Source organism: Zobellia sp. B3R18 (assembly GCF_018860715.1).
In the GTDB taxonomy this organism is placed as follows: Bacteria; Bacteroidota; Bacteroidia; order Flavobacteriales; family Flavobacteriaceae; genus Zobellia; species Zobellia russellii.
Genome location: NZ_JAHKQG010000003.1, coordinates 81,355 through 106,272, shown reverse-complemented (window position 1 = coordinate 106,272; position 24,918 = coordinate 81,355). Strand labels below are relative to the sequence as shown.

Here is a 24,918-nt window from a genome sequence, read left to right as displayed (position 1 = left end):
GTCACAAAACCTTCTTATTCTTCTCTTCTATCCATTTAGAAAGGTACTTGGTACTTTGCATACTTTGGTGTTGAAGCAAACTACCCATAAAGTTTTGCTCGCGGTGTTCTTTAAGCTTTTCCTGAATAGTATGTAATGAAGTAGCTAATCGCTCACCTAATTTCTCTTGATTATAAAGTTCATTTATTAGAGTTACCCCATTTTGCTGTGCTTCTTGCCAATTTTTCTCCGAAGTATAAAGTCGTACAGCCTCACTGGCCAATTCCTGGGGAGTTTCGGCAATTGCACCGCTCCAGTTCAAACCTTCGCGCATGCCTTCTGCCCCAATAGTTGTGGTTATACTTGGGGTTCCACTTTGCATTGCCGTGGTAAGTTTCCCTTTAATACCCGCTCCAAAGCGTAATGGAGCAAGGTTTATTCTTGCTTGCTTAAGTACGGTTATCACATCTTCTGCCCATCCCTTTATAAAAAAACCCATGTCCGGTTTGTGCAATTGGGTTATTTGTTGCGGCATATATGCTCCGTAAATGGCCACTTGAGCTTCTGGTAGCGCTTTTCGTATTAAAGGCCATATATCATGGTACAACCATTTAACGGCATCTACGTTTGGAGCATGTTTTCCGTTGCCCATACAAACAAAATTACTCCGCTCATTAAATTTTGGCCAAACTTCTTGCGTTTCCGGTGTTATGAGCTCCAAGAGAAAAGGAAGGTGCAAGAGTAAGCTTTTATCAATCCTTAGAGTTTTAGTCAATAATTCCATTTCAAATGAAGAAACCATTAATGAAAGATCGCACCTTAGCATACTTGCTACTTCACGCTTGGTTATATCATCTTTTACCCAATCCTTAACTGCAAAAGGAATTCCTTTTTTATGTGCAAGTTCCCTCACTTTTCTAAGGGAATGCAAATCTTCTGTATCAAGCACTTTTAGTGCCTGGGGCACATTTTCGGATACCCGCCAACCAAATTGTTCCTCAGTTAAAAAGCGGTCAAAAAGAACTATGTTCGGGTCTATTTCCTTTAAAACTGCATCAAAAGTGGAATCATTAAGTGCAATGGACTTTGTTTCTATTTGAAGTTCCTCCAAATCAAGTGAGAGTTCTGTTCTAGACGCAGCGCTTGTAAAGATTATTTTGTACCCTTTACTCTTAAAAAAAAGAAGAAGCTGCAACATACGGTTTCCCGCAGCCGTAGATGCGGGTTCAGGCCAGGTAAATCCTATTACCAAAAGGACACTTTGCTTCACCCTTAACTATTTTTCTATTCTGTGAATATATTGCTTTCCTAATCAGCTCCTTTTAGAAGCGGAGCACGTTACATCTTAGCAGCGAACATACGAGAAATACTTGAGCGTAACTTACGTTCGTAATCCTCTTCCAACCACTCTTTGTAGTTTTTGGTATTGTTCATAATACAATAAGAATACTGTCTTACACGATACTTAATCTCCTCTTTAAGTTCTTTAGCCAAAATACGTGCATCAAAAACATCTTCGGAGTTTTCCACACAAATTTGTGCGTGTTGATCAATACTACGCTCCAACACAATCTTGGACCGTAATCCTTGTGCAAAGACCTTCTTGTATTCCTCTTTTATATTAAACTCAATATTGGTAGAGTTTTTGAATTTTTCTCTAAGGGCAGCAGGCATTTCATAAACGAACTCCTTCTCAATTTCTTCATCATTCTTGATGTTTTCCAGGTAGAAATCCGGAAAATGGAAAATCTCCTGCCAATCTATAGGCGCATCCCAAAGACCAAAACGTGCAACGTTATTCCCTAAATCAACTACGGTAAATTCACTTTTATTAGGTAAAATACGTGACCCACGACCAATCATCTGAAAATATAATGTAAGTGATCGTGTAGCCCTGTTCAATATTATGGTTTCTACGGATGGTTCATCAAAACCAGTAGTAAGAATACTGACTGATGTAAGTATAGCATCCGGTGTGTTGGAGAACCACTCTAAAATCTCCTTACGCTCCGTTGCCGTGTTCTTATTATCTAAATGACGAATATTATAGCCGGCCTTCTTAAACGTTTCATATACGTAACGAGACGTATTAATACCATTGTTGAAAATTAACGTTTTGGTACCTTCGGCTATTTCTTTGTATGCAGAAAGTAATTTACCCAACATACTCTGGTTACTGTAGAGCTCATCAGATGATTTTACCGTATAATCACCGCTAATACCCAATTTAAGACTCTGCAGACTTACATCATAATTATACATGTTTCCCTTGGCCAAGAAGTTTTTCTTGATCAGAGAACCAATAGATTCGCCCACGATCAACTTTTGATAGTTGTCTTTCATGGGTAATTTTATATTTGAACTCAAGGGTGTAGCGGTCACCCCTAGAATAGTAGATTTCTTAAAGAATTTAAAAAGCTTCCTAAACGAGTTGTAGTGGGCCTCATCAATAATAACGAGCCCAATATCGTTAATTTCAACTTTCTCTTCCTGTAGTCTATTATTTAGGGTTTCTACCATGGCAACGAAACACATGAACTTATCCTGATCGGTAAGTTCCTTTACTTCGCTATTGATAATCTTGTTCTTTACACCAAAACTATTAAGCATTCTAGAAGTTTGCGTGCTTAGCTCAATACGGTGTGTTAAAACCACGACCTTCTTGCCTGTTTTTTGGATATAACGACGGGCAATCTCAGAAAAAACAACGGTCTTACCACCACCTGTAGGTAACTGGTACAACAAATTTCCCTTCTCTTCAGGATCTTCCAAATGCTTGAAAATGGTATTCAGGTCTTCTTCCTGATAATCGTACAGTTGCTTTTCGGTGGTATCTTTTTTTAACTCCAAGTAGGGTCTAAAATTTAGCGTTCAATTAGTGTAAATAGGTGGGGTTCCTAAAATTCTCAATTTTACAAAATTAAAGGAAATTTGTACTTATCTGAAATTTATTCTGGTTAAATCGATAAAAAGAAAAAAGAAATGCCCTGCCTTTTCCTTAAAACAATAACGTTTTTGGGGGTTCGCATAGAAAATGGATAAAGCCTTAATAGCCTTTATCCATTACTACCTCGTTCAGTAAAGGTTTGTTGTTCAACAACCTATTATGATTTTCTAAAATTTGAGGAACTACGGAATCCGTATCGGATACACTTGCGTAATGAGGTGTCATCTGAATCTTCTCATGATTCCAAAATGCATGTTCTTTTGGCAAAGGCTCTTGATGATAGACATCCAACCCTGCGCCGGAAAGGTGACCGTTATTTAGCATTTCGAGCAAATCTTCATCCACTAAATGCCCTCCTCGAGCTACGTTTATTACGAAAGCTCCTTTAGGCAGTTGTTTAAAAAGCTCCTTATTCAAAATCCCTGTGGTAGCTTCCGTTAATGGCAAAAGACACACCAAAATCTGAGTAGTCTTAAGAAACTCACCCAAACCAGGTTCGCCAACAAAGCTGGTTACCCCCTGAATGTTTTTCTGTGAATTTGACCAGCCCTGAACCTTGAACCCGTATTTAACCAAATCGCCCGCTAATTCCTTGCCAAGTGCACCTAATCCTAAAATACCTATTGTAAAATCTGAAATTCTATGATATTGCATAGGTTGCCAGATTCCCTTTAACTGATTAACCCTGTACCGATCCAAATTCTTTAGGTGACTTAAAATTACCGCTAGCACATGTTCACTCATGTCTTTGGCAAGCATATCATCTACTACACGGGTTATAGGTAGGTTTTTAGGAGCGGTATCATCCTCAAAAATAAAATCCACTCCTGCCCCACTAGAGGCAATCAATTTTAAATTAGGGTAAGGAGCCAATGCACCGTTGGGGTGCTTCCAAACCAAAGCCATGTCTATTTTTTCTTTAGGATGCTTTTCCAAATAACTGTAGACCTCCAAATCTGGTTGCTGTGCTAAAAGTGCTTTTTTCCATAACTCAATTTTATCATCCTGTCTAATAATTACTATTGCCATACCTAATCTATAATATCTAATGCGCGGGAAAATCCCTCGCTAAATTGCCAATTCTGTTCTTGTGTAATCGTGTAAATTTTAACTATCCGCTCCTTATACTCGGACAATAACCCATTTATAGAAATAAACTGAACTGCTTCCGTAAACGAGTTCATCATACTCTTATAAAAGGCATCAGGTGTATTCCTATCTTTTTCAAATACCTGTGCAATCTCTAAATTATAGAGCATTACATCTGCTATGAGATGCGGGTCTACGCCTAATTTTATAAAGTGCTTTATGAATTTCTGTGCCACGGAGCGGCGTGCCCTAGGTCTTTTTCGTCTTACAGGAAAGTATTCGTTACTAATTTTGGTCTTAGCCTCCTGAACAAGCTTGTCCTCTTTAGGGTTAAAGATAAAATTGTAATACTCCTTTACTTGCGGAAACCGCTCATAGAGGTCTAGAAGTTGCTCTTCTATTGCATCTTTATCAATTTCGGAGAGGTATTTTTTCAGCTTTCGCTTGCTCATTTCTCTTTATTTGTGGTCAAAAATAACGGAACCCATAGAATCCGCCTAGATTCGTACTTGAAATCTTAAACTTCTCATAAATTTTGTATAAGAATACTGACATCTCTTTGGAAAATCGATAATAAAAATGTATACTGTACTCTTGTAGTAATCCTAAACATACTAGATATATGAGGCAACTAAAGATTATCAAGCAAGTTACGAATCGTGAATCAAAATCATTGGATAAGTACTTGCAAGATATCAGTAAAATTGATCTGATCAATGCGTCTGAGGAAGTAGAACTCGCACAAAGGATCCGAGCTGGGGACCAAGTAGCCCTAGAAAAATTAACTACAGCCAACTTACGCTTTGTGGTCTCCGTGGCCAAACAATATCAAAATCAGGGTTTAAAACTACCGGATTTAATTAACGAAGGTAACTTAGGGCTCGTAAAAGCTGCAAAACGTTTTGACGAGACTCGTGGTTTTAAATTTATATCCTATGCCGTGTGGTGGATTCGCCAATCCATTCTTCAGGCACTAGCGGAACAATCTCGTGTTGTGCGCCTGCCCTTAAATAAAATTGGTTCTATAAATAAGATTAAAAAGACATTTTCTTATTTGGAGCAAGCTCATGAAAGGCCACCTTCTGCGGAAGAAATTGCCAAGGAATTGGAGATGACCGTAAGCGAGGTGAAACAATCCATGAAAAACTCAGGAAGACACGTCTCTATGGATGCGCCTTTAAGAGAAGGGGAAGACTCCAATCTTTATGATGTACTTCGTAGTGGAGAATCTCCAAAGCCGGATAAAATTTTAATGCAGCAATCATTGAATACGGAAATTAACCGTGCATTGGAAACTTTATCTCCCAGAGAGGCAGATGTAGTTAAATTATATTACGGAATAGGTGACCAACAGTCTATGACCTTGGCCGAAATTGGACAAACTTTTGACCTTACACGGGAAAGGGTTCGTCAAATTCGTGAAAAAGCGATTAGAAAGCTACGCCATAATTCAAGAAGTAAATTACTGAAAACATATCTAGGATAGATAGAAAACAGTACCTTATAAAAAAGCCCTGACGATTGAACGTCAGGGCTTTTTTTTGAACAACTAATATTCACTAAATAACTAAGAAAAATTTAACTTGTTAATTTCTTCACTGTTTAGAATTTCATTCAAATTTTCAATAAAATTCATGTAAGCTGCGTTGTCTGGGTTTTGATTTGCCATAGTTGTAGGTATTAAAAGTTGATGGATTTGGGATCCTGATTACATATAATCTAATTCTACTAATTCGTTTAAACTTAAGATTTCGTTTAAGTCTTGAAGGAATGATAAGTACTCTTCTCCGTAGGTATCGTAAAGCATGATTTGTATAGGTTAAGTTAATATTTTGATTTGGTGTCTTAATTATTATGATGTAAACTTATTCATAAAGAGAGCCTCAAACAATAAATTGTGGTGTAACGAATGAAAAATGTTGTAAAACCTGTTAATCCTGTAAAATTGCTCATTTCTTGAACAAAATAGGTGTGTAATTCATCGTAAAAATGCCTCATTTCATCCAACACTCTCTGTATCTCAATTATTTACACTTCATCAACCCTAATGTTTATAAGGGTTTTCAACGGTTTTAATTGCAACCCTGACATTTATACTACCCTGTGCCACCTGTTTTCCCAAAGATTAGGTCGTGTATGTTTTAAAGCATCCTAATTCTACTCTTAAACCAAAAAAAATCAATTTTAGCTTCCTACAATACTGTAGCAATAAGCACGGTTCGTAAAACGTTATATTATATAGTGTTACTCTTTTACAATTTTGTGCCTCTAGAGTGACTTCTAAATTCTTGTTATCTCATATTCTTCATATATAATGAAAAAGAAAATAAAAATCATCGGTCTAGTTTCCCTGTGCGCTATTTTGTGTTTAGGATCTACTGAAATAGGTTTGGCAAAAACCACCCCTACCATCATAACTAAATCTAATAACGAAACGACCTTAAAGCTGAGCAGCCATAGTTTTAATGCCAAACAAAAAAGCAGCTTTACCATAGCGGGCCAAACAGAACATGTTGAACGTGGACTTACTGTAGTACACTTTAACTCTTCGGACACTTACGAATTCAAGACCTTTGACACATATTCCAGCCCTGAAGAAGTAACCAAATTGGTGGTCCTCTTAAAGAAAATGCAGGCCAACAAAACCACTTTTGCCATCCTAGCACATGATTCGGCAGTAAATGGTTCGCTTAAACCATCTGCAGAACTATCAGGAATGGGGTTTGAAAAACTAGCAACTTTAAAAGGTTGTCAAGCTTATGCTATGCATAACTTTAATGGCATTATAACGGAAGAGGTTAACGATAACTCTGCAACAATTTCAGAAAATATTCCAAAACTTATTAAAGATAGCACCGTTTATTTCCCACGAATCACCTATGATTTTGAACCCAACAACAACCGGTATATCGCCCATGCAGGTGGTGAAATAAACGGCATTAAATCTACCAACACCAAAAATGCCCTTGACGAGAATTACAAAAAGGGATTTAGGTTATTTGAGCTTGATATTATTGAAACTTCGGACGGAGAGTTGGTTGCAGCGCATGATTGGGCCATGTGGGCGCGTTTTACGGATTTTACAGGTGAATTGCCTCCCTCCCATTCAGAATTCATGAAACATAAGATTTATGGAGATTATACTACTTTGGACCTTAAGGGAATAAACGCATGGTTCAAGGCCCACCCCGATGCTACCTTGGTAACCGATAAAATTAACGACCCAATAGGATTTGCCAATAAATTTGTAGACAAAAAACGATTGCTCATGGAGCTCTTTAGTCCTATGGCCATAGAAGAAGCATCTCAACATGGCATTTCCGCTATGATATCTCAAGAGCCCTTAATGAAAATAAAAGGAGATAAGCTTAGATGGTTAGCTATAAACAACGTAAAACATGTTGCACTCTCGCGTAGAATACTTTCCGCACAAAACAAATTAATGCTTCAACTGAGAGATAACGACATTAAAGTTTATGTGTACAATGTGAACTTTGACCCCGGCAAGGATGAAAAATACGTGCAAGAGAACGAAATAGGTCTTGTTTATGGCATGTACGCAGATAAGTGGGTGTTTGATACCCATACTCCCAAAGACAGCAAATAAAGAAAGGGTAAACTTAAAATTTTACCTCGTAGGTAATACCTGCGGAAACCCCATAAAAGAACTTGCCGGAAGCAAAGGCTAATTCCTGCCTTGAAGCACCAACATTGGCCCTGTAAATATTTGGGCTATTCTTACCTGTAAATTGATATTCCAAGCTTAAACGTTGAGACTCCACATACAAAAGTGTTTCGGCCAAAAGCTCATCACCCGAAGTTAATTGTCTCAGCTCCGGAGAATACCCCATACCCACATTCAATCCCAAATAGTTTTCCGCATCTTTCAGATATTTTCTAACCAACAAGTTTCCTGAAAAACGCGTTAGATTATCCGGCATTGGTGTAATGTACGAACGTAAAGAGAAATAATAATTACCACGATAATGCCCCAGCGAATTGGTGATAACGGATACATTGGTGTTGTCATAAGTAATATACCTACCACCGGCAGAAAATTCAAATGCACCGGGCAAATTGGCATACAGGTCTCCACCTAGTTTGTGTTTTGGATAAATTGAGGCATTGGAAAATCCGTAGTTCATATACGCATAGAAACGCTTTGAAAATTTGGGGTAAAAATCCAAATCATATTGAACACCATAAGTGCCTAAACGGTTGCTGTAGTTTATTTTTGGAATGATACTTCCTGCCAAGGTTTGCCTTTGGTATGAAATAGTGGAATAAAACATAGGATCATACCTTGTATCGTATATAGTTGCTGAATTTCTTACGGAGACCCTATTCTTCAACACTTCTTCTGCAACGGGCGTTTTAGCTGCTAACGTATCTACCACTTTAGGAGCTATGGTTTTCTTATCTTCCTTAGTGGATGCTATTCCTTTTTGAGGAGCAATGCCGTCATCCTGATTGAACCATCCGGATTCAGGGTACTCTGTTAGGGCTAACCCTTCCTCTGCAATCGTTCTTAATCTTTCAACCTCAACATCACTTTTAAGATAGACTAAAGCCTTATTTGCCAGGCCCATTGCCGTTGCGTTGTTTTTGGCATAAAGCTCGTTCTTAACAGCTGCTATCCATGTGTTTCTATCTCCCTTATCCGAAGAAAGAATTATATTAAACTCATCTCGTGCTTTATCATAATCGCCGTTCCAACTATATGTACTGGCCAATAACGACCTAGCCGAATTATCTTTGGAGTCCGGTTTTACCAATTTGGTCAGCATTATGTTGGCCGACCTATAATCCCCTTCATAAGCTAAATTACGAGCGGTATCAAAACTTACATCACCTAAATTATTATAGTCCGTATCTTGTCCGTTAACCCAAAGGCCAATGAAAAGGCAGAACGCAAATAGGTATGTAGTTTTTGTACTCATTCTATTTCAAACGTATTTACGGCGGTCTCCGTATGGGGGTCTCTTATTTTTTCTAGGTACACAGTACTTCTATTCTTTTGCGCCTGTCTTTTAGCCCTTTCTATTTTGTTCTTAATTTCATGGGCGCTAGAACTATTTGCTTCTACCAATTCTACCAGTTCCAAACCTTCTTTTGAACGCTCTGACCAGAAATAGACATCAAATAAAGCTGAATAAGAATCAATATAATTGGGATTCATCTTAATACATGCTTTCAATATTTCAATGGATTTTTCATAATTGCCCATCCATACATTTACCCGTCCGGTTAAAACCTTAGTGTCAATATGACTTGGTGCTTCGGAAAGTATGTAACGGCTTAGCAACAATGACTTTTCATATTCCCGTTCAAAAGCCAGCTCTCTAGCAATCATATACACCTTGTCAAAATTCTGTCCGTTGTAAACACTATTTATCCATACAATTTCAGAGTCTGTGAACTTTTCCTTCTTAACCGAGAAAATGGCCAAACTATCCGGAATAATTTTATCATTATTGGTTACATAGGCGTTCATGGATTTAAAGGCCTTTAACTTGCTCTCTGTCTTTGAACCTCCAAAGGAAGAACCTAAATCCATATTTTTGTCCAAACTATAAATGGAACCATTTGAATATACTTTCTCAGCATCAACAAACTCTTTCAGTTCGTTTTTGTTACGCATAAGCGGAATGTTCTTTACGGAGCGAAATTCTTCACCCATATCTAATGCGCTTCCCATCCAAGCCACTTTTTTAGGCATTTTTAGTTCATACTTTGCTTCAAGAAGGGATAACAAGGTTGGTGTGACATCAAAATGTGAATTAACGGCACTCATTTTTTTGGTCTTCTTCAAAAGCGGACTATACATAATCAATGGTACGTGAAAACGACTGAGGTTATTGCGCTGAGGTATTGGAATTAATCTGTGATCCCCTGTTATTATGAAAATGGTATTATCATAATTAGGTTGCTTTTGGTATTCCTGAAAAGCATACTTTAGGGCATCATCCGTATACAGTAGCGTTGCAAATACATTGTCATTCTTTTCTATAACATTCTCAACCCTGTTATCGTAGTCGCGCTGTGAGAGCAATTTGGCCACTTTATCTTCATAAAATTCCTGATTGGGCGGTATAAACGGTTCATGCGTACTAATAGTCATATAGACCTCCATACGTGGCTGCTCCGCATCTCGTGGCAAACTCATGCTCTTTTTGAAAAGCTCCTTATCCGGATAGCCCCAAGAAGCACCGGCAGCATCTTCTGCCTGCATCCTATACTTGTTTCCAAACCCGGATTTATCCAATACAAAGTCAAGGTTCTCACTAGATAAAAAACGATCTACATTATCAAAAGAACTATTTGTTCCTTGGTAGAATGAAGTATGATATCCATTATTTTTCAGAATACTGAACAATGTTAACTTGTTGGGATACTTCTCTAGTTCCATAAATCCGCTTTTACCAAAGGGTAAGGAGCCCAATAGTGACGGTAAAACCCCGAACGTACGGCCCGTATTGCTCAGACAATTTTCCCAGTACAGAGATTTGGTGGCAAGCGAATCCAAAAAAGGAGTAAAGCCGCCATACTCCGCCCCTGCTCCTACAAAATCCCTACCTAACCCTTCTACCATAATAAAAACGATATTGGGCTTTTGGTCTTTAAGCTCAAAATATTCACCTAGAACATTCTGTATGGGTTTTGATTTGATCAAAGGGTATTCTATATCCGAATTATAGGAGGTGTCCTCTGTAGACGTATCATAAAGATTAAGGGCTAGATACTGTGTTTTGTTATGGTTGATCGGTTTACCTTCTATAAACATCGTAGCAATGAACATGCTAAACAAAATAATGGTAAACGGATACATGCGATTAATGTGATGATAGTGCTTGGAGGTTACTTTATAAAAGCCAAAAAACATGGCTATGATAATTACAAGCCCTAAAGGAAGCACCCACGAAATACCCCCGGAATTGGCAATCGTCATTTTTATATCCTCAAAACTATATCCTAATAAATCCGAACCTAAGGGTACCAATGCCGTACAGAAATAGCTAATGAGCATAGCTTCTATGATCAATAGGATAAAAAGCAATACAAAGACTAAATTAAAACCATAGCGCGGACGAAGGTTTTCCCAAAAATTAAATGGAAACGCCAGAATGACCCCCACCAAAGAGGTATAACCAATTTGATGGACCACAGCTATAAGAAAACTCGTTCCGAATATGATATCTACAACCCCCTTGAAGTAGAGCGTTGTATATTGATAAATAGTAAGCACCAAAAGACTACCAAAGAAAGAAATCATCAATCTGGTGTAATGCTTTAGAGAATATCTATCTATCTTACTTGTATTCATTTTACTTTTTAAGTGGCCTTGGCAAAGCCTTTACGAACCTGGGATCCCCAGCCCGATTTTATTTTGAATAGTTTTTTATAATTCCCACGTACCGCAGACCACACCACTATGGGGTGAAAAAATAACGGCTCTATAATGGCGCACAGCATAAGTGTTAGGATATCCTTGGTTTTCTTATACTCATTATAGCTGTACACATCCCATAGAATGGCATAAAACGAGAACATTATAGAGAACAGGTAGACCATTGCCGTTATGGCGATAAAAAAGTCCCAATTTAAAATGCCCAGATATATAAAAAGGATAATGGTGAAGAAGCCAAAAAACTCCATGAGTGGAGCTAGCCACTCATAAAAAAACCAATACGGATAACTCAACAATCCTAAACGCCCATATTTGGAATTAAAGAACATGTCCTTATGTTTGAACAGGGTTTCCAGATTACCCCTGGCCCACCGATCTCTTTGGTTTACCAGTATTTTTAAATCCTCAGGCACTTCTGTCCAGCACAATGGGTCAGGAATATATTCTATGGTATAAGGTTCCTTTCTGTCGTGCATGTACCTTCTCATCTTAAAGACAATTTCCATGTCCTCACCTACGGTACCCGTATCATAACCTCCTACCGCAAGTGCTATTTCACGATCAAAAAAACCAAAGGCTCCCGAGATGATAAGAAGACTATCTATACTTCCCCAAGCCATCCTACCTAAAATAAAGGAACGGGTATATTCCAACAGTTGAAACCTCGCCAACCAATTTGTAGGTAAACGTATTTCCTCTAACTGCCCGCCTTCTATGACACAAGAATTGGCCACACGTATAACACCACCAACGGCAATTACCCGTTTTTCCGAACGCTGATAGAATGATTTTACCACATGCAACAATGCATCCGGGAGTAAAAGGCAATCTACATCTATACACCCAACGTAACGGTTGGTGGAAAGGGCCATACCCGTATTTAGAGCATCTGACTTGCCTCCGTTTTCTTTGTCTATCACCGTTAACTTGGAAAAAGCCCTGTGCGGCGATTTATAAATTCCCCTAATGGGTTTATTTTTCCAGTTGGGGTCTTTTTTCTGATCTATTTTAACAAGGTCATAGGCATCTATCATTTTCTGGAGCGTATCATCCTTACTCCCATCGTTAACGACCATGACCTCATAGTTTACATAACGAAGCGACATTAATGACCGTATGTTCTCAACAATAGTTAGACCTTCATTATAAGCCGGGGCAATTATTGTAATACTTGGAGATAAAGGCGATGCCATAATTTTTGAAAGGCTGCCAAAACTGTTTTTCTTTCTGTAGTGAATAGAGTTCCTAGTAGATAATACCCCCATAATAGTAAACAGAGTGAATAGAATTACCGTAAACAACAGAAAAACGATGTTTATGTAATCTAAGAGGATATTAAAAAAGGTACTATCCATTTAATTTTCCAATAAATTTTCTTGGGAAATCTATGATGGAAGTAAAAAACGAACTCTCGTTAGGAGATACCTCAATAGCATCTACCTCAATGCTCAATGTTTTTTTATCGTACTTCTTATCAAGTACTCTCGTATCTTCCAGTTCAAAATCAAACTTGATAATTTCTTGGTTGTCTTGCGTATTTACGGCGCTTTTTATTGTTGTGTCCGTTTTGTTGGGTTTTGATTGCGTGAAGGGTTCCAAAATGGAAAGGTCAATAGGAAGTTCCTCAACAGGTTTGGGTAAAAGGTCTTTTTCAAAGTCGCTTTTTCTCGATACTTTTTCCACTAACAACTTAAGGGCACTTTGTGCCTTTTTCCGTATTCGTAAATCAGGATCCTCTAAAAGCCCATCTAAAAAATCGATTTCCTTTTCGTCTCCAACCGAAACAATTTCATCCAAAAGAATTAGTTTGGACTCCGTTCCTATATTTTTGAACAAGTCTGCAAACACACTAAATGCAGGCATATCCAATATAGGCTCCTCAGGCGCTCTATCTCCAATTTTATTTATCATGTTGCCAAAAGAGGAGAATTGCTCAATGAGACTATTAATACGGTCTTTTATAAAGCCTCTAGTCTCTTCTGCCAGAAGTTCTTTCAACAAAGGCACCTCACGATGGTCTCCCATTTCCTCCAAATCATCTAGAAGGCCCATCATATAGGTTTCATGTTCATCATAGTAAACAGGCTCCGGAATCAAATCTAGAAAAGGCTTGGTGGTTTCGTTTGAGTTTACAGTCTCGTATTCCAATTCTATCTCTCTTAACTCATTCTCTGCCATTAACCAGGACAGTACATCTTCGTTTTCCAATTCCGCGGCTTTTGGCCCTTCCAAATCGGTTTGCAAAGTTTTATCCGGAGTTATATCACCTTCAGAGGTTGTTACTTCTTGGGCATTGGCAAAATCTACTTCAAAATCCGATAACGTGAATCCGTCCAGACTAGTCGTAATTGGGAAAACCAATTCTTCCGTAGTTTCGTCATGTACCTCCTCCTCAATTTCCACATCATTATCTAAAACGATAGGAAGAAAATCCAGCTCATTAACTTCATCTATTATATTGGACTCTAAATCCTCTAAATCTTTATCCTCCACTACAATTGGGAGAAAATCAATATTAGCAATATCAAAAAATGGCTTTCCGGGATTAGCCCCTTTGTGAAGTGTAGAACTTACTACCACATACTCAACTTCAATATTGTTAATATCCGGGCTGTGGTTATCTGAATTGGCCATGGGTCTATATTTTGTAGTGGGTTGGTTAGTTGGTATTGAATCGGCTATTACAATTGGTAAAAAATCAAATCGTAATGAAGGTTCGGAAAATATTTCGGCTTGTGGTTCTATGGTTTTTGATACAAAACCTGAGACGATAATTGGGTCAATAACAAGTAGCTCTGTTATTTCAACTTGTTCTACAGGCTCTTTTACTGCTTTCTTAACTTCTTTTTCCTCTGGAGTCTCAGTAATTGAAATTGTACTATCGCTGTTAACAAACTCTTCTGTCCCTACGGATTTGGCATCTGTGAAGACCTGTAGTTCAGTATCAACGGTCTCCTCTACCGGACTGTTCTCAACAATATTCTCTTCGCTCTCTTGCGAAGATTGGTTGAAACTTGTATCCGGCAACGGCAAATCTTCAACTATGTGGTCTACTTCTTCTTCGCTCTGTATAGGAGTCACCGGTGGTGATGCAGTCTCAATAGTAGTTTCATTTATCAATTCTACCTCGGCAATATCTTCTTTGTATGGTTTTGGTTTTTCCAATCCCTCCGTAGGCATAACTGTTTCCGGAGCAATCATATTTATTGCTGCTAAGGCTTTACTGGACACAGAAAAGTTGCTTTCTTTTTTTGCTACTGATTTTAGGAAATCTATATCATTGGCGCTTCCTAACTCTGAAATAGCTCCCAACACTACAATCTTACTATCCGTATTGCATTTTCTAAATATCGCTTTAAGAGCAGGTATAGACTCAACCACATAAAACTCTTTAATACAGCCAATTGCCTCCTCCCTTATTTGATAATCTTTATGTTTGACCAACTCTATCAATGAGGCGTTGGCGTCATTCTGGTTGTAATATTTAATAAGCCTTAAGGCAAACAACACTACATGCTTGTTTTTTGATGTCAACCACGTACTAAACCTAGGTGGTTCGTAATTTTCCTGATTTCTTAATACATCCAACAACTTTAGCTGTTGCCATTCAGAAATTTTATATCGAGTAGTATCCAGGAAATAATTTATTCCTTCCGGTCTAAGGGTAACCGTAGCAATCTCGGCCTGCTTTCTTATAGTTCCCTTTTTATGATTGATAAACTTGGTGATAAAACTATAGGCCGACTCCACTTGCATTTGAGTGAGTTCTAAAATGCCTTTAGAAATCACCTCCCAGCGCCAGCTTTTCAACTTTTCAAAAGCATCTTTTTCAAGTCCTAAATCTTGGTAAAGGGCAAAAAGTCGTTCTTGCGTATCACCAGAAACATCCTTTCTAAGATCTAGCAATACTTCCACCAGTACCTTTCTATTGAAATCGTCCTTAAGAAGTTCCCTGATTTCTATTTTTAAGGAGATATAGTTAGTTTTTTCTCCCTTGTCCGCATCTTCCTCATAAAACAAGAACTCACTGATCATTGGAGAAAGTTCTTTCTTTCGCTGCTTGGTACGTGAAGCCGTCGCGGATATTTTGTTTCTAAAAAAGAAAACACAGATAAAATATACCACAGCAAGAACAACGAACAAGACGGATAATCCCCAGAGAATGTTCGTGTCCACTTTAGGCGGCGTAATAAAAGCAGCCCCATGATATGTTTTATAGGTTTCTAACAAATTAAGTTTTTTTCAACTCGCGGGCAACGCGTACCAGAAGTTCGGACGGACTCACCGGTTTGGATATAAAGTCGTTTGCTCCCAGTTCAAATGCATTAAGAACGTTTTCCTCATTGCCTGCAGATGATATGATAATAATAGGCACTTGGGATTTAAGTTCTTTACGCACATAAGCTATAAGTTCCATACCCGAGAAATAGGGCATCATAATATCGCTCACAATAATGTCCGGCATGTTTTTGGAAAGAAATTCCTTTACCTCTTTTCCATTGCTGCTATGATTTACTTCGTATCCTCCTTTCTTTAACCGAAAGTTGAGCAAAGAAGCAAGTAGCTCATCATCCTCTGCTAACAATAGTCTTTTTTTGTCCATTGTTAGGTGTTTAGTTATTGGTAAGCTCTACATATGCGCGGTCTAATGCCTTCTTAACTTTTGGGAATTCTTCACCAAAACACTTGCAAAGAAACTCTAAGTGTTTAGGATCTTGGTCTAGTTTACAGCCTTTTTGGATTTGGGTAACTATTTCATGCAAATCATCTGTACGCATCATAGCCAGACCAGCTTTTATTTTGTGTGCAGCTAAATCCAACTGATCAAAATCTTGGGTTTGAAGATGTATTTTGGCAGCTCCCATGAACTCTAGGGCATTTCCAATAAAAAGGGTTATTAACTCTCGTAAAAGGCTCATTTCACCCATACATTCGTCCAATACCACCTTTAAATTTATTTCAACATCGGTATTTTTTCCTTTGTTCGTCTTTCCTTTGAGAATTAAAATGTCTTTTTTATCCATAGCTGAATCAATTTGAAGTTCTTTTAAAACATTCCCGTAAGATTTATGATGCTCTATAATGGCTTCGTAGGTCTCTAGGTCCAATTCCGGATAGGCCTTTTCAAACTCATTAATTTTTGCGGAGGAGTTTTTATCTTCCTTCGCACCTTCCGTTTCTTTCATGTTCTCCCCGGTAAGGAAGACCATCTCCAAAAGATTCTTTTTAAAATGCTGAAAAGATATTTTTAAATGGAAAGCCTCATCGGTAGATAATTTCTCAGTAGAAAAATTATTAAGGTGCGACTCTAAATCCGATAATTGGAAAAGTAGGTTTTTCGTTTTCAATGTAGGTAGTTTTAGGTTAATAAGAGTGGGACTGATTTATGGTGTTTCGTTACATTTATCTAGTGTTTGTTTATTTGACATATTTATACGGATCATTGTAAAATTCCCTTTTTAGCACAGTGCACACAACTAAATGTTCCCTACAGGGCCTAAAGTGTTGTCAAAATGCATAAATTGTAGGTTTAACTCTTCCTATTATGAGGCATTTTATCTATTTATTGAGCATTTTATCTATAGTTTCCTGTTCCGAAAGCAAGAAAAAAACAGAGGAAACCCTGCAGGAGAAGGCTATGCGTATACATGAAAAAATAATTACGATAGATACACATAACGACATCAATATCAACAACTTCACAGACAGCATAAACTATACCCAACGGCTAGAAACACAAATTAATTTGCCCAAAATGGATGAAGGGGGATTAGATGTTACCTGGCTTATAGTTTATACAGGGCAAGATTCCCTAACAGAAAAAGGGTACGCCAAAGCCGAAAAAAATGCGATTTCAAAATTTGATGCCATACACCGTTTATGTGAAGACATTGCACCAAACGATATTGAACTGGCCCTAAATTCCAAAGATGTAAGACGTATTCATGCTTCGGGGAAAAAGGTAGCCATGATTGGTGTTGAAAATGCATATCCTATGGGTACGGATTTGGCAAATTTTAAAAAGTACTATGACCTTGGTGCCCGTTACATCTCATTATCCCACAACGGACATAGTCAGTTTAGCGATTCCAACACCGGAGAAAAAGATAATGTATGGCTACATAACGGTTTAAGTAAATTAGGCCAAGGAGCTGTAAAAGAGATGAATAGATTAGGGATTATAGTAGATGTCTCCCATCCGTCCAAAGAGGCTATGAAACAGATGATTACCCTTTCCAAAGCCCCTATAATTGCCTCTCACTCTTCTGCCAGAGCCTTATGCGACCATAGCAGAAACCTAGACGATGAACAGTTAAAACTCATGAAAAAAAATGGCGGCGTTGTACAGACGGTTGCTTTTAGTTCGTATTTGAATACCGAGAAAGACGAAGCTTACAACGCATATATTAAAACCATTTTGAAGAAAGTAGCAGACTCCATGGGACTCGAGTGGTATTCAAGAGAACAATTTCCTTCTTTAACCGATGCACAGAAAGAAGCCTTTATAAAAAACTATCCTAAGGTTAAGAAAATAGGGATTTCCATTGCCGATAAATCTCCTGATGCGCCTCCTATGGTAGATGTATCAGATTTTGTTGATCATATAGATTACATGGTCGATTTAATAGGAATCGACCATGTAGGTATCAGTTCTGATTTTGATGGAGGTGGCGGTATTAAAGGATGGTCAGATGCCTCTGAAACCTTCAACGTAACCTTAGAACTCGTAAAACGTGGCTACACCGAAGAAGAAATTGCCAAACTCTGGGGCGAAAACCTATTACGCGTTCTAGATGAGGTTGAAGCTATTGCTAAAACCATGCAAACTTCCTAATCCTCTTCGGAAGCCAAACGGTCTACAACATATTCAATTTTTGTTTTTCCGTGTGGTTTTGGTTTACCCTCATCATCTAGGTTTACCATGATGATGTTATCTACCGTTACAATGGTCTCATGGGTCATCTTGTTCCTTACTTCACAATTTAAGGTTAACGAAGATTTTCCAAACTTTACTACTTCAATACCAATCTCTACTATGTCTCCCTTTACGGCAGAACTCATAAAGTTGATTTCCGACATGTATTTGGTAACTACCTTTTTGTTCTCTAACTGAATAATACTGTACAGTGCAGCCTCTTCATCTATCCACGCCAGTACGCGCCCACCGAACAAGGTCTCGTTAGCATTCAAATCTCCGGGTTTAACCCATTTTCTAGAATGAAATCTCATGATGTTTATAGTTTAAGTGTGTTGAATTTTTTATAAAATTAGGAAAGAAAGAAACCCTAAAATAGTTTACCTGTAGAATCTTGTAACGTTTTTGGAATTTGAAGATGAGTACTCCATTTTTTATTCAATTTGGCAATAAATTGTGCCGATAATAAAGGGGATTCCAATTCCATATTTTGATGCACAAAGAAATTAATGTTCTTAAGACCCTGATTTTTCCAACTATCCAATCTTTCGATCCAATCGTCCAAACGGTCATAATCGGTAACGTGGTTTGCACCAACATAGCGTACAAAAGCCTCGTTATTCGTTAACCTCATATGCAGCATATCCCTTCTTCCTGCCGTATCTACCACAATGTTGGCAATGTTGTTTTCTTGCAAAAGGTGATACAACTCTTGACTTACTTTTTCATCATTAAACCAATCTGTATGCCTAAACTCCATAGCTAGGGGAAACTCTTTTGGCCAATATTCTACAAAACGTACCACCCTATTCCAATTCTTAGGCCCAAAATTATCGTGCATTTGTAAAAAGATGGTTCCTAACTTTTCTTTGAGGTTTGAAGTAACTTCTAAATATCTATCAACTATGGGAAGTGAAGCCTCGTTTAGGCGTCTTAAATGACTTATGTCCCTAGAAATCTTAGGGTAAAATTTGAATCCTTCCGGAGTCTTGTCATACCACTTCTCATATTGTTCCGCCGGAAAGATGCGATAAAACGTAGCATTCAGCTCAATACTATTAAATTGGGAACTATAATACACCAACTCATCTTTTGTTCCCCGTGGATAGAAGTTTTTTAAATCTTGACGGTTCCATTTGGCGCAACCCACAGAAATATTGAGAGGTTGACTTTTAGCCTTTTTGGCCAGTACACCAGCTGTATCTATATGGTCGGCCGGTAGTGTAAAATCAACATGTTCCGGGTGTTCTACTTTTCCGAATTTCATCTAATATTATTTTCATTTGTCACGCAATTATTCCTATAACGCGAATACCCTGCCTTTATTAAAACAAAAAAGCGGCTATTTTAATAGTCGCTTTTCACTCATTAAACTTAAAAATTACTTCAACGCCTTCTTTATAATAAAACCGGCCATGTTCTTCGCTAGTTTAGCGTAACATTCCGAAATACGGTACCCGCTGTTATAATCATTACCCATGGCTCCGTAACCTTGAACATCTGAGTATTTGCCTTCCAACAACACGTTACTAGGGTTTGCTGTTTCATACACTGTAATAGTAGCATCAATTTCTGCATTTTTGCGAACTACGCCCACATTGTACCCTGCATAAATTTTGTTGGTATGAATCTTCATTGTGTAATCCGCGTCTTCCATAGAAACACTCACTTCTCCATCGTCAAAACGCTTATTGAAAGATTCAATGAATTTGGGCTCGTACCGATCTTGGCGGTCTGCAAACCACGATTTTTTAAACTCTTCGCCTTTACCTGCTTCCTTTTCTTCCCTTTTTGCCATTTTATCCTCAAGGAAATCATCTTCGGAATCATACTTAGGAATCTCAAGGTTACTGTAATCAAATTCTAAAGTATAGACCGAGATATCTTTTAGGTTTTTAATGTCGCCTTTACTTACTTTCATTTTTTGGGCAAAAGAGTTGGCCGATACGACCAATAATGCCATTACTACGAACTTACGCATCTGAATATAGTTAATTGGTTAATATTCTTACAAGATACGAAGGTTTGAAAAATGTACAACATTATTCTTTTTTCCAACATTATTTTTAATACAAACTGGAGTTTTTAAAGTCAATACAGATGTTCGTGTACTGTATCAATTTTATGAAAAGTCATCCTTTTCAAACTGTAAACGTCAATGAAAAATAAACACATAAACAACTATGTATCAAAATACTAAAAACAAAACTTAAACTGATAGTTAATGTTTTATAAATACCGTTTTTTTATTCACGAACTCTTTGATACCATGCGAAGAAAGCTCTCTGCCATATCCGGAAATTTTAATTCCTCCAAATGGTAACCTTGGATCACTCTTTACAAGTTCGTTCACAAAAACCGCGCCTTCATCAAATTTTGGAACAAGGTTTTTAACTCGGTCTTTAGAGGATGTAAACATACTCACCCCTAACCCAAATATGGAATTATTGGAAAGTTCTACTGCCTCTTCATCCGTACTAAAAGTGGTTATTCCTATTGCGGGGCCAAATGTTTCTTCTTTAAAAATTGGCATATCTTGGGTAACTCCTGTAAGTATGGTAGGCTCAAAAAAGGTTCGTTTTCTACTTCCTCCTAAAATAGCTTCTGCTCCCATCTTAACAGAACCTTGAACTTGTTTTTCTAAATCCTCTGCCAAATCTTCCCGAGCCATAACACCTATATAAGTCTCCTTATCCATAGGATCTCCCACCTTTAAGCTTTTAACTTTTTCAAGATACTTTTGGGTAAACTCATCAACTATGTTCTCATGTACCAATAGGCGTTTGCCCGCAATGCAACTCTGGCCCGTATTTTGAAAACGGGCATTAGCACAGGTTTCAACAGTTTCTTCCATATTGGCATCATCAAAAACAACCAGTGCATTACTCCCCCCAAGTTCAAGTACCGATTTCTTAATATTTTCTCCTGCAATAGAGGCTACGGAAGCCCCCGCAGGTTTGCTTCCCGTTAAGGTTACCGCTTGTACCAGTTCATGTTCAATTACCGATTTGATTTTGTCGCTACTCAATATTAAATTTTGAAAACATCCTTTTGGAAACCCGGCATTTTCAAACACTTCTTGGATCATTTCCGCAGATTTCATAACGTTTGAAGCATGTTTAAGAATACCAACGTTACCGGCCATAAGATTTGGCGCCGCAAAACGAAACACTTGCCAAAAAGGGTAGTTCCAAGGCATTACAGCCAAAACAACCCCCAAGGGCTGATACTTAACAAAACTGGTTTCTGCATCGGTTTCTATGATTTCATCCTGTAATTGGTCTTCAGCATTCTCTGCATAGTAATCACATACCCACGCACATTTTTCTACTTCTGCAATAGCCTGAGAAATAGGTTTCCCCATTTCCTTGGTGATTATTTCAGCATACTTGTCCTTATTGTTCTTTAACTCCTTTGCAGCATTACGCATTAATTTTGACCTATCCTTAAAAGTGACATTCTTCCAATTTTCATAGCATTCATGCGCTACTTTAATTTTATCGTCTAACTCACTACTAGACAATTCATTAAACTCATATATTTTCTCTCCGTTAAATGGGTTTATGGACTCTTTCATTATATCTATTTTCTTTAAAATCTACTTTGTGTTTTGTTCAGATGAACTTCAATTACAAAATAACAGATTTACACCACTGTTCATAACCTCGTTAAAAACTAATTTTGACACAAAAAAGGCTAGACCTCTTTATCCTTACCTTTATAAAAACCTGTATTATGAGCGATCGATCTCACAGTCTTTTACGTATTCGTCCCGAAATTCCCACTGCAAAAATTACAGATGACATGAGCGAAAACGAAAGGTTTCAAAACCTAACTTTTCGTCCTATTTTAAAACTGCAGAACGCCATTTTTATAGCCGTTTTCAAGAACTACATAGCCAAGCACAAGAACAGTTTTTACGAGCTTTCTTTAGAAAAACGTTTTGAGTTCATTGAAAACGCCATTCAGAAAGACATTAAGTTCCGCAATTCATTAAAGGGAATTGTAATCGGGCATTTTACCGTGGAAGAGTATGAAATTTACATTAAAAACTCCTCTGCCTTGAACAAACGAATGATGAACATGGTGATTGATCGACTAAAAGATCAAATACAACTTTTTGAAGAGCCCGTTCTAATTTAAGAGCGATTCTCCATTTAAATTAGTTGTAAGCACATCGCTCATGAAATCAAAAAAGGGCCTAATCGCCCTGTACGATTCATTAACGTCATCAGCAAAGCCTGCTGAGAGCACTTGCTTATCCGTAAAATTTTTGGTGAAAATATATTGTTTTTTCTTAATCAAGTCGATGTCCATATGCTCCTTATCAAACCCTTTAGGCGCTGTTTTTAATTCATCGCCTTCAAGTTGTCCCCAAATGGTCTTAAAATCTTCCTGATCCATGATTTCCCTAAGCTCAGATGCGTCTTGCTCCAATTCTTTCCGGATACGGAGTAAATCTTCCTTGTTCGGGTTCCAAAAACCAGTGGCCAGAAAAGACTTGCCAGGTTCTATATGTAGATAATAGCCGCCACGACGCTGAGCTCCTGCACGTGAAAAAGAACCTGCAAGGTGGGCTTTGTAAGGGGTTTTGTCCTTAGAAAAACGTACATCCCTATAAATACGGAACATCTTTACCCTTTCAATCTCATCATGAGTACCCAATTTACCCGCTACGGCATCAAAAAAACCTTTTACATTCTGTTCATGACGTTTAAATTCTACTTTATTTTCAGTAAACCATTCTCTGTTATTATTATTTTTAAGCTCAATTAAAAAACTAAGTGTTTCTTTCGTAATTATGGGATCTAACATACGACCTAAATGTTGTTATTTTAGATAAAGTTAACCTTTTTAGGAAATCGTCTTTTAGATTTATGAGTAATTTAGCCCTTTCAGCAAAAACATATGGACCATACCTCTATTATTGATAAAATAAACAAGCACAAGAAACAACCCAATTTAAGGTACAAGCTTAAAGAGAAGGTTGAAGAATTTACAAATTTACTCTTCTACACCCTCTTTGACATTGATACGCCCGTGGAAAAAAATCTTGACAAACTAGAACTCCTGTTTGACGATGTTGTGGATTTGGCCTGCTGGGATACCAATAAACCCTGTAAAAAAGTCTGGGAAAACTATGTAGCCAAGTTGCCCAGTATATTACAAAGGTTGAATCTTGATGCCGAAGCTACCGTTAATTGTGATCCCGCTTCATTGTCCGTCGAGGAAGTATATATGGCGTATCCGGGGTTTTATGCCATTGCCATCTATCGTTTGGCACATGAGCTATATTCCGAAGGTTTTCCTTTGGTTCCCAGACTAATGACAGAATATGCACATAGACAAACCGGTGTAGATATCAATCCTGGGGCGCAAATAGGTAATTCGTTTCATATTGATCATGGCACGGGTGTAGTAATTGGCGAAACGGCCATAATCAAAGACCACGTAAAAATATACCAAGGAGTTACCTTGGGCGGTCTTTATGTTGCCAAACACTTACAAAGCACAAAAAGACACCCGACCATTGAAAATAACGTTACCATTTACGCAAACGCCACCATATTGGGCGGCGAAACTATCATTGGTGAGAATTCCATTATTGGGGGTAATGCTTGGTTAACAGCATCGGTACCTCCTAATTCAACTGTTTTTCACACACCTGAAATAAAAATAAAAACACTTCCGCATGTCTCATAGTATTCTAGATCTTATCGGTAATACCCCATTGGTAGAATCGAAAGTATTGAACAAGAACCCCAATGTTAAGCTATATTTTAAAATGGAAGGGCACAACCCGGGTGGTAGCGTTAAAGATCGTGCTGCATACAACATGATAAAAAACGGACTTGAACGTGGTGATTTTGATAAAAATTCCAAATTGATCGAAGCAACCAGTGGTAATACAGGCATTGCTCTTGCCATGATTGCAGGAATCTATGGTCTGGACATTGAGCTGGTAATGCCGGAAAAAAGCACCATTGAGCGCGTACAAACCATGAAGGCCTATGGCGCAAAGGTAACCCTTACCCCTGCCGATGTTGGTATTGAAGGTGCTAGGGATTATGCCGAAGCCAAGGTTAAGAACGAAGGTTATGTAATGATCAACCAGTTTTCCAATAATGATAACTGGAAGGCACATTACCATTCTACCGGTCCCGAAATTTGGAGAGACACGGATGCAAAAGTCACTCATTTTGTTTCGGCTATGGGCACTACAGGAACCATTATGGGTACTTCTACTTTTTTGAAGGAAAAAAATAAGGATATTCAGATTGTAGGCGTTCAACCTACGGATAACTCTAGTATACCGGGCATTAGAAAATGGCCGAAAGAATATTTACCCAAAATTTTTGATGCAAAAAAGGTAGACCAAACCATTGAGGTGAGTCAGGAAGAAGCCAAACAAATGGCCGTAAGACTAGCTAAGGAAGAAGGTATATTTTCAGGTATGAGCAGTGGCGGCGCAGCCGCAGCTGCATTAAGATTGGCCGAAACACTTGACAGTGGCGTCATAGTTTCTATTGTCTGTGATCGGGGAGACCGCTACCTTTCTTCGGACTTATTTGATTAGGA

At 38.0% G+C, this 24,918-nt stretch carries 21 protein-coding genes; 6 read left to right on the top strand and 15 right to left on the bottom strand.

Features of this window, described 5'->3' with window-relative positions:
- Window position 1: 1 nt before the first annotated feature.
- The 4 genes from KO513_RS01435 to KO513_RS01420 all read right to left on the bottom strand — a co-directional run bounded on the left by KO513_RS01435 (window position 2) and on the right by KO513_RS01420 (window position 4,467).
- On the bottom strand, window positions 2–1,249 hold the full coding sequence (locus KO513_RS01435; RefSeq protein WP_371735218.1) for a glycosyltransferase: 1,248 nt from the start codon (window positions 1,247–1,249) through the stop codon (window positions 2–4).
- Window positions 1,250–1,317: 68 nt separating this feature from the next.
- Window positions 1,318–2,829, bottom strand: coding sequence for a DEAD/DEAH box helicase (locus tag KO513_RS01430; RefSeq protein WP_215440283.1), 1,512 nt, complete (start codon window positions 2,827–2,829; stop codon window positions 1,318–1,320).
- A gap of 196 nt (window positions 2,830–3,025) precedes the next feature.
- Window positions 3,026–3,955, bottom strand: a complete 930-nt coding sequence (locus KO513_RS01425) for a 2-hydroxyacid dehydrogenase (protein WP_215911967.1) — start codon at window positions 3,953–3,955, stop codon at window positions 3,026–3,028.
- 2 nt (window positions 3,956–3,957) lie between these two features.
- On the bottom strand, window positions 3,958–4,467 hold the full coding sequence (locus KO513_RS01420; protein ID WP_215440280.1) for a DUF6155 family protein: 510 nt from the start codon (window positions 4,465–4,467) through the stop codon (window positions 3,958–3,960).
- A 170-nt stretch (window positions 4,468–4,637) separates the two neighbouring features.
- Here KO513_RS01420 and KO513_RS01415 point away from each other — a divergent pair, with 170 nt between their 5' ends.
- Together KO513_RS01415 and KO513_RS01410 are read left to right on the top strand one after the other, a co-directional pair.
- Window positions 4,638–5,501: a sigma-70 family RNA polymerase sigma factor gene (locus tag KO513_RS01415; RefSeq protein WP_194527398.1), complete on the top strand. Its 864-nt coding sequence runs from the start codon at window positions 4,638–4,640 to the stop codon at window positions 5,499–5,501.
- An 828-nt stretch (window positions 5,502–6,329) separates the two neighbouring features.
- Complete coding sequence (locus tag KO513_RS01410; RefSeq protein ID WP_215911966.1) at window positions 6,330–7,622, top strand: hypothetical protein; 1,293 nt, start codon at window positions 6,330–6,332, stop codon at window positions 7,620–7,622.
- A 13-nt stretch (window positions 7,623–7,635) separates the two neighbouring features.
- Here the strand turns inward: KO513_RS01410 and KO513_RS01405 are convergent, their stop codons facing one another.
- From KO513_RS01405 to KO513_RS01380, 6 genes are read right to left on the bottom strand one after another with little or no spacing between them, the layout of a single operon-like run.
- The gene (locus KO513_RS01405) at window positions 7,636–8,955 is read right to left on the bottom strand and encodes a YaiO family outer membrane beta-barrel protein (protein WP_215911965.1); all 1,320 of its coding nucleotides are present in this window, start codon (window positions 8,953–8,955) and stop codon (window positions 7,636–7,638) included.
- The gene (locus tag KO513_RS01400; RefSeq protein WP_215911964.1) at window positions 8,952–11,339 is read right to left on the bottom strand and encodes an LTA synthase family protein; all 2,388 of its coding nucleotides are present in this window, start codon (window positions 11,337–11,339) and stop codon (window positions 8,952–8,954) included. Before KO513_RS01400 ends, KO513_RS01405 begins: the two co-directional genes overlap by 4 nt.
- Before the next feature lie 8 nt (window positions 11,340–11,347).
- Entirely contained in the window at window positions 11,348–12,778 is a 1,431-nt protein-coding gene (locus tag KO513_RS01395) for a glycosyltransferase family 2 protein (RefSeq protein WP_215911963.1), read from the bottom strand.
- The gene (locus KO513_RS01390; protein ID WP_215911962.1) at window positions 12,771–15,653 is read right to left on the bottom strand and encodes a HEAT repeat domain-containing protein; all 2,883 of its coding nucleotides are present in this window, start codon (window positions 15,651–15,653) and stop codon (window positions 12,771–12,773) included. Before KO513_RS01390 ends, KO513_RS01395 begins: the two co-directional genes overlap by 8 nt.
- A gap of 1 nt (window position 15,654) precedes the next feature.
- Window positions 15,655–16,026 carry a response regulator transcription factor gene (locus tag KO513_RS01385; protein ID WP_215911961.1) on the bottom strand — a complete coding sequence of 124 codons (372 nt, stop codon included), beginning with the start codon at window positions 16,024–16,026 and terminating at the stop codon, window positions 15,655–15,657.
- A gap of 10 nt (window positions 16,027–16,036) precedes the next feature.
- Window positions 16,037–16,771, bottom strand: coding sequence for an Hpt domain-containing protein (locus tag KO513_RS01380; protein WP_215911960.1), 735 nt, complete (start codon window positions 16,769–16,771; stop codon window positions 16,037–16,039).
- Window positions 16,772–16,968: 197 nt separating this feature from the next.
- Between KO513_RS01380 and KO513_RS01375 the strand changes: the two genes are divergently transcribed.
- Entirely contained in the window at window positions 16,969–18,258 is a 1,290-nt protein-coding gene (locus KO513_RS01375) for a dipeptidase (RefSeq protein WP_215911959.1), read from the top strand.
- On the opposite strand, the gene KO513_RS01370 is transcribed toward KO513_RS01375, so the two are convergent.
- The 4 genes from KO513_RS01370 to KO513_RS01355 form a co-directional block, all read right to left on the bottom strand.
- Window positions 18,255–18,653 carry an acyl-CoA thioesterase gene (locus tag KO513_RS01370; RefSeq protein ID WP_215440262.1) on the bottom strand — a complete coding sequence of 133 codons (399 nt, stop codon included), beginning with the start codon at window positions 18,651–18,653 and terminating at the stop codon, window positions 18,255–18,257. The genes KO513_RS01375 and KO513_RS01370 overlap by 4 nt on opposite strands.
- Before the next feature lie 56 nt (window positions 18,654–18,709).
- Window positions 18,710–19,606: a DUF72 domain-containing protein gene (locus KO513_RS01365; RefSeq protein ID WP_215911958.1), complete on the bottom strand. Its 897-nt coding sequence runs from the start codon at window positions 19,604–19,606 to the stop codon at window positions 18,710–18,712.
- Between the two features lie 114 nt (window positions 19,607–19,720).
- Window positions 19,721–20,320, bottom strand: a complete 600-nt coding sequence (locus KO513_RS01360) for a hypothetical protein (RefSeq protein ID WP_215911957.1) — start codon at window positions 20,318–20,320, stop codon at window positions 19,721–19,723.
- 240 nt (window positions 20,321–20,560) lie between these two features.
- Window positions 20,561–21,916 carry an NAD-dependent succinate-semialdehyde dehydrogenase gene (locus KO513_RS01355; RefSeq protein WP_215911956.1) on the bottom strand — a complete coding sequence of 452 codons (1,356 nt, stop codon included), beginning with the start codon at window positions 21,914–21,916 and terminating at the stop codon, window positions 20,561–20,563.
- A gap of 158 nt (window positions 21,917–22,074) precedes the next feature.
- On the opposite strand from KO513_RS01355, the gene KO513_RS01350 reads away from it, so the two are divergent.
- Window positions 22,075–22,482, top strand: coding sequence for a glyoxalase (locus KO513_RS01350; protein WP_215911955.1), 408 nt, complete (start codon window positions 22,075–22,077; stop codon window positions 22,480–22,482).
- Here KO513_RS01350 and KO513_RS01345 read toward each other — a convergent pair.
- Entirely contained in the window at window positions 22,474–23,154 is a 681-nt protein-coding gene (locus KO513_RS01345) for a DUF2461 domain-containing protein (protein WP_215440252.1), read from the bottom strand. The two genes, KO513_RS01350 and KO513_RS01345, sit on opposite strands and share 9 nt — an antisense overlap.
- Window positions 23,155–23,247: 93 nt before the next feature.
- On the opposite strand from KO513_RS01345, the gene epsC reads away from it, so the two are divergent.
- On the top strand, window positions 23,248–24,042 hold the full coding sequence (gene epsC / locus KO513_RS01340) for a serine O-acetyltransferase EpsC (RefSeq protein WP_215440251.1): 795 nt from the start codon (window positions 23,248–23,250) through the stop codon (window positions 24,040–24,042).
- Window positions 24,032–24,916, top strand: coding sequence for a cysteine synthase CysM (gene cysM / locus KO513_RS01335; RefSeq protein ID WP_215911954.1), 885 nt, complete (start codon window positions 24,032–24,034; stop codon window positions 24,914–24,916). The genes epsC and cysM overlap by 11 nt, the downstream gene beginning before the upstream one ends.
- Window positions 24,917–24,918: the final 2 nt, after the last annotated feature.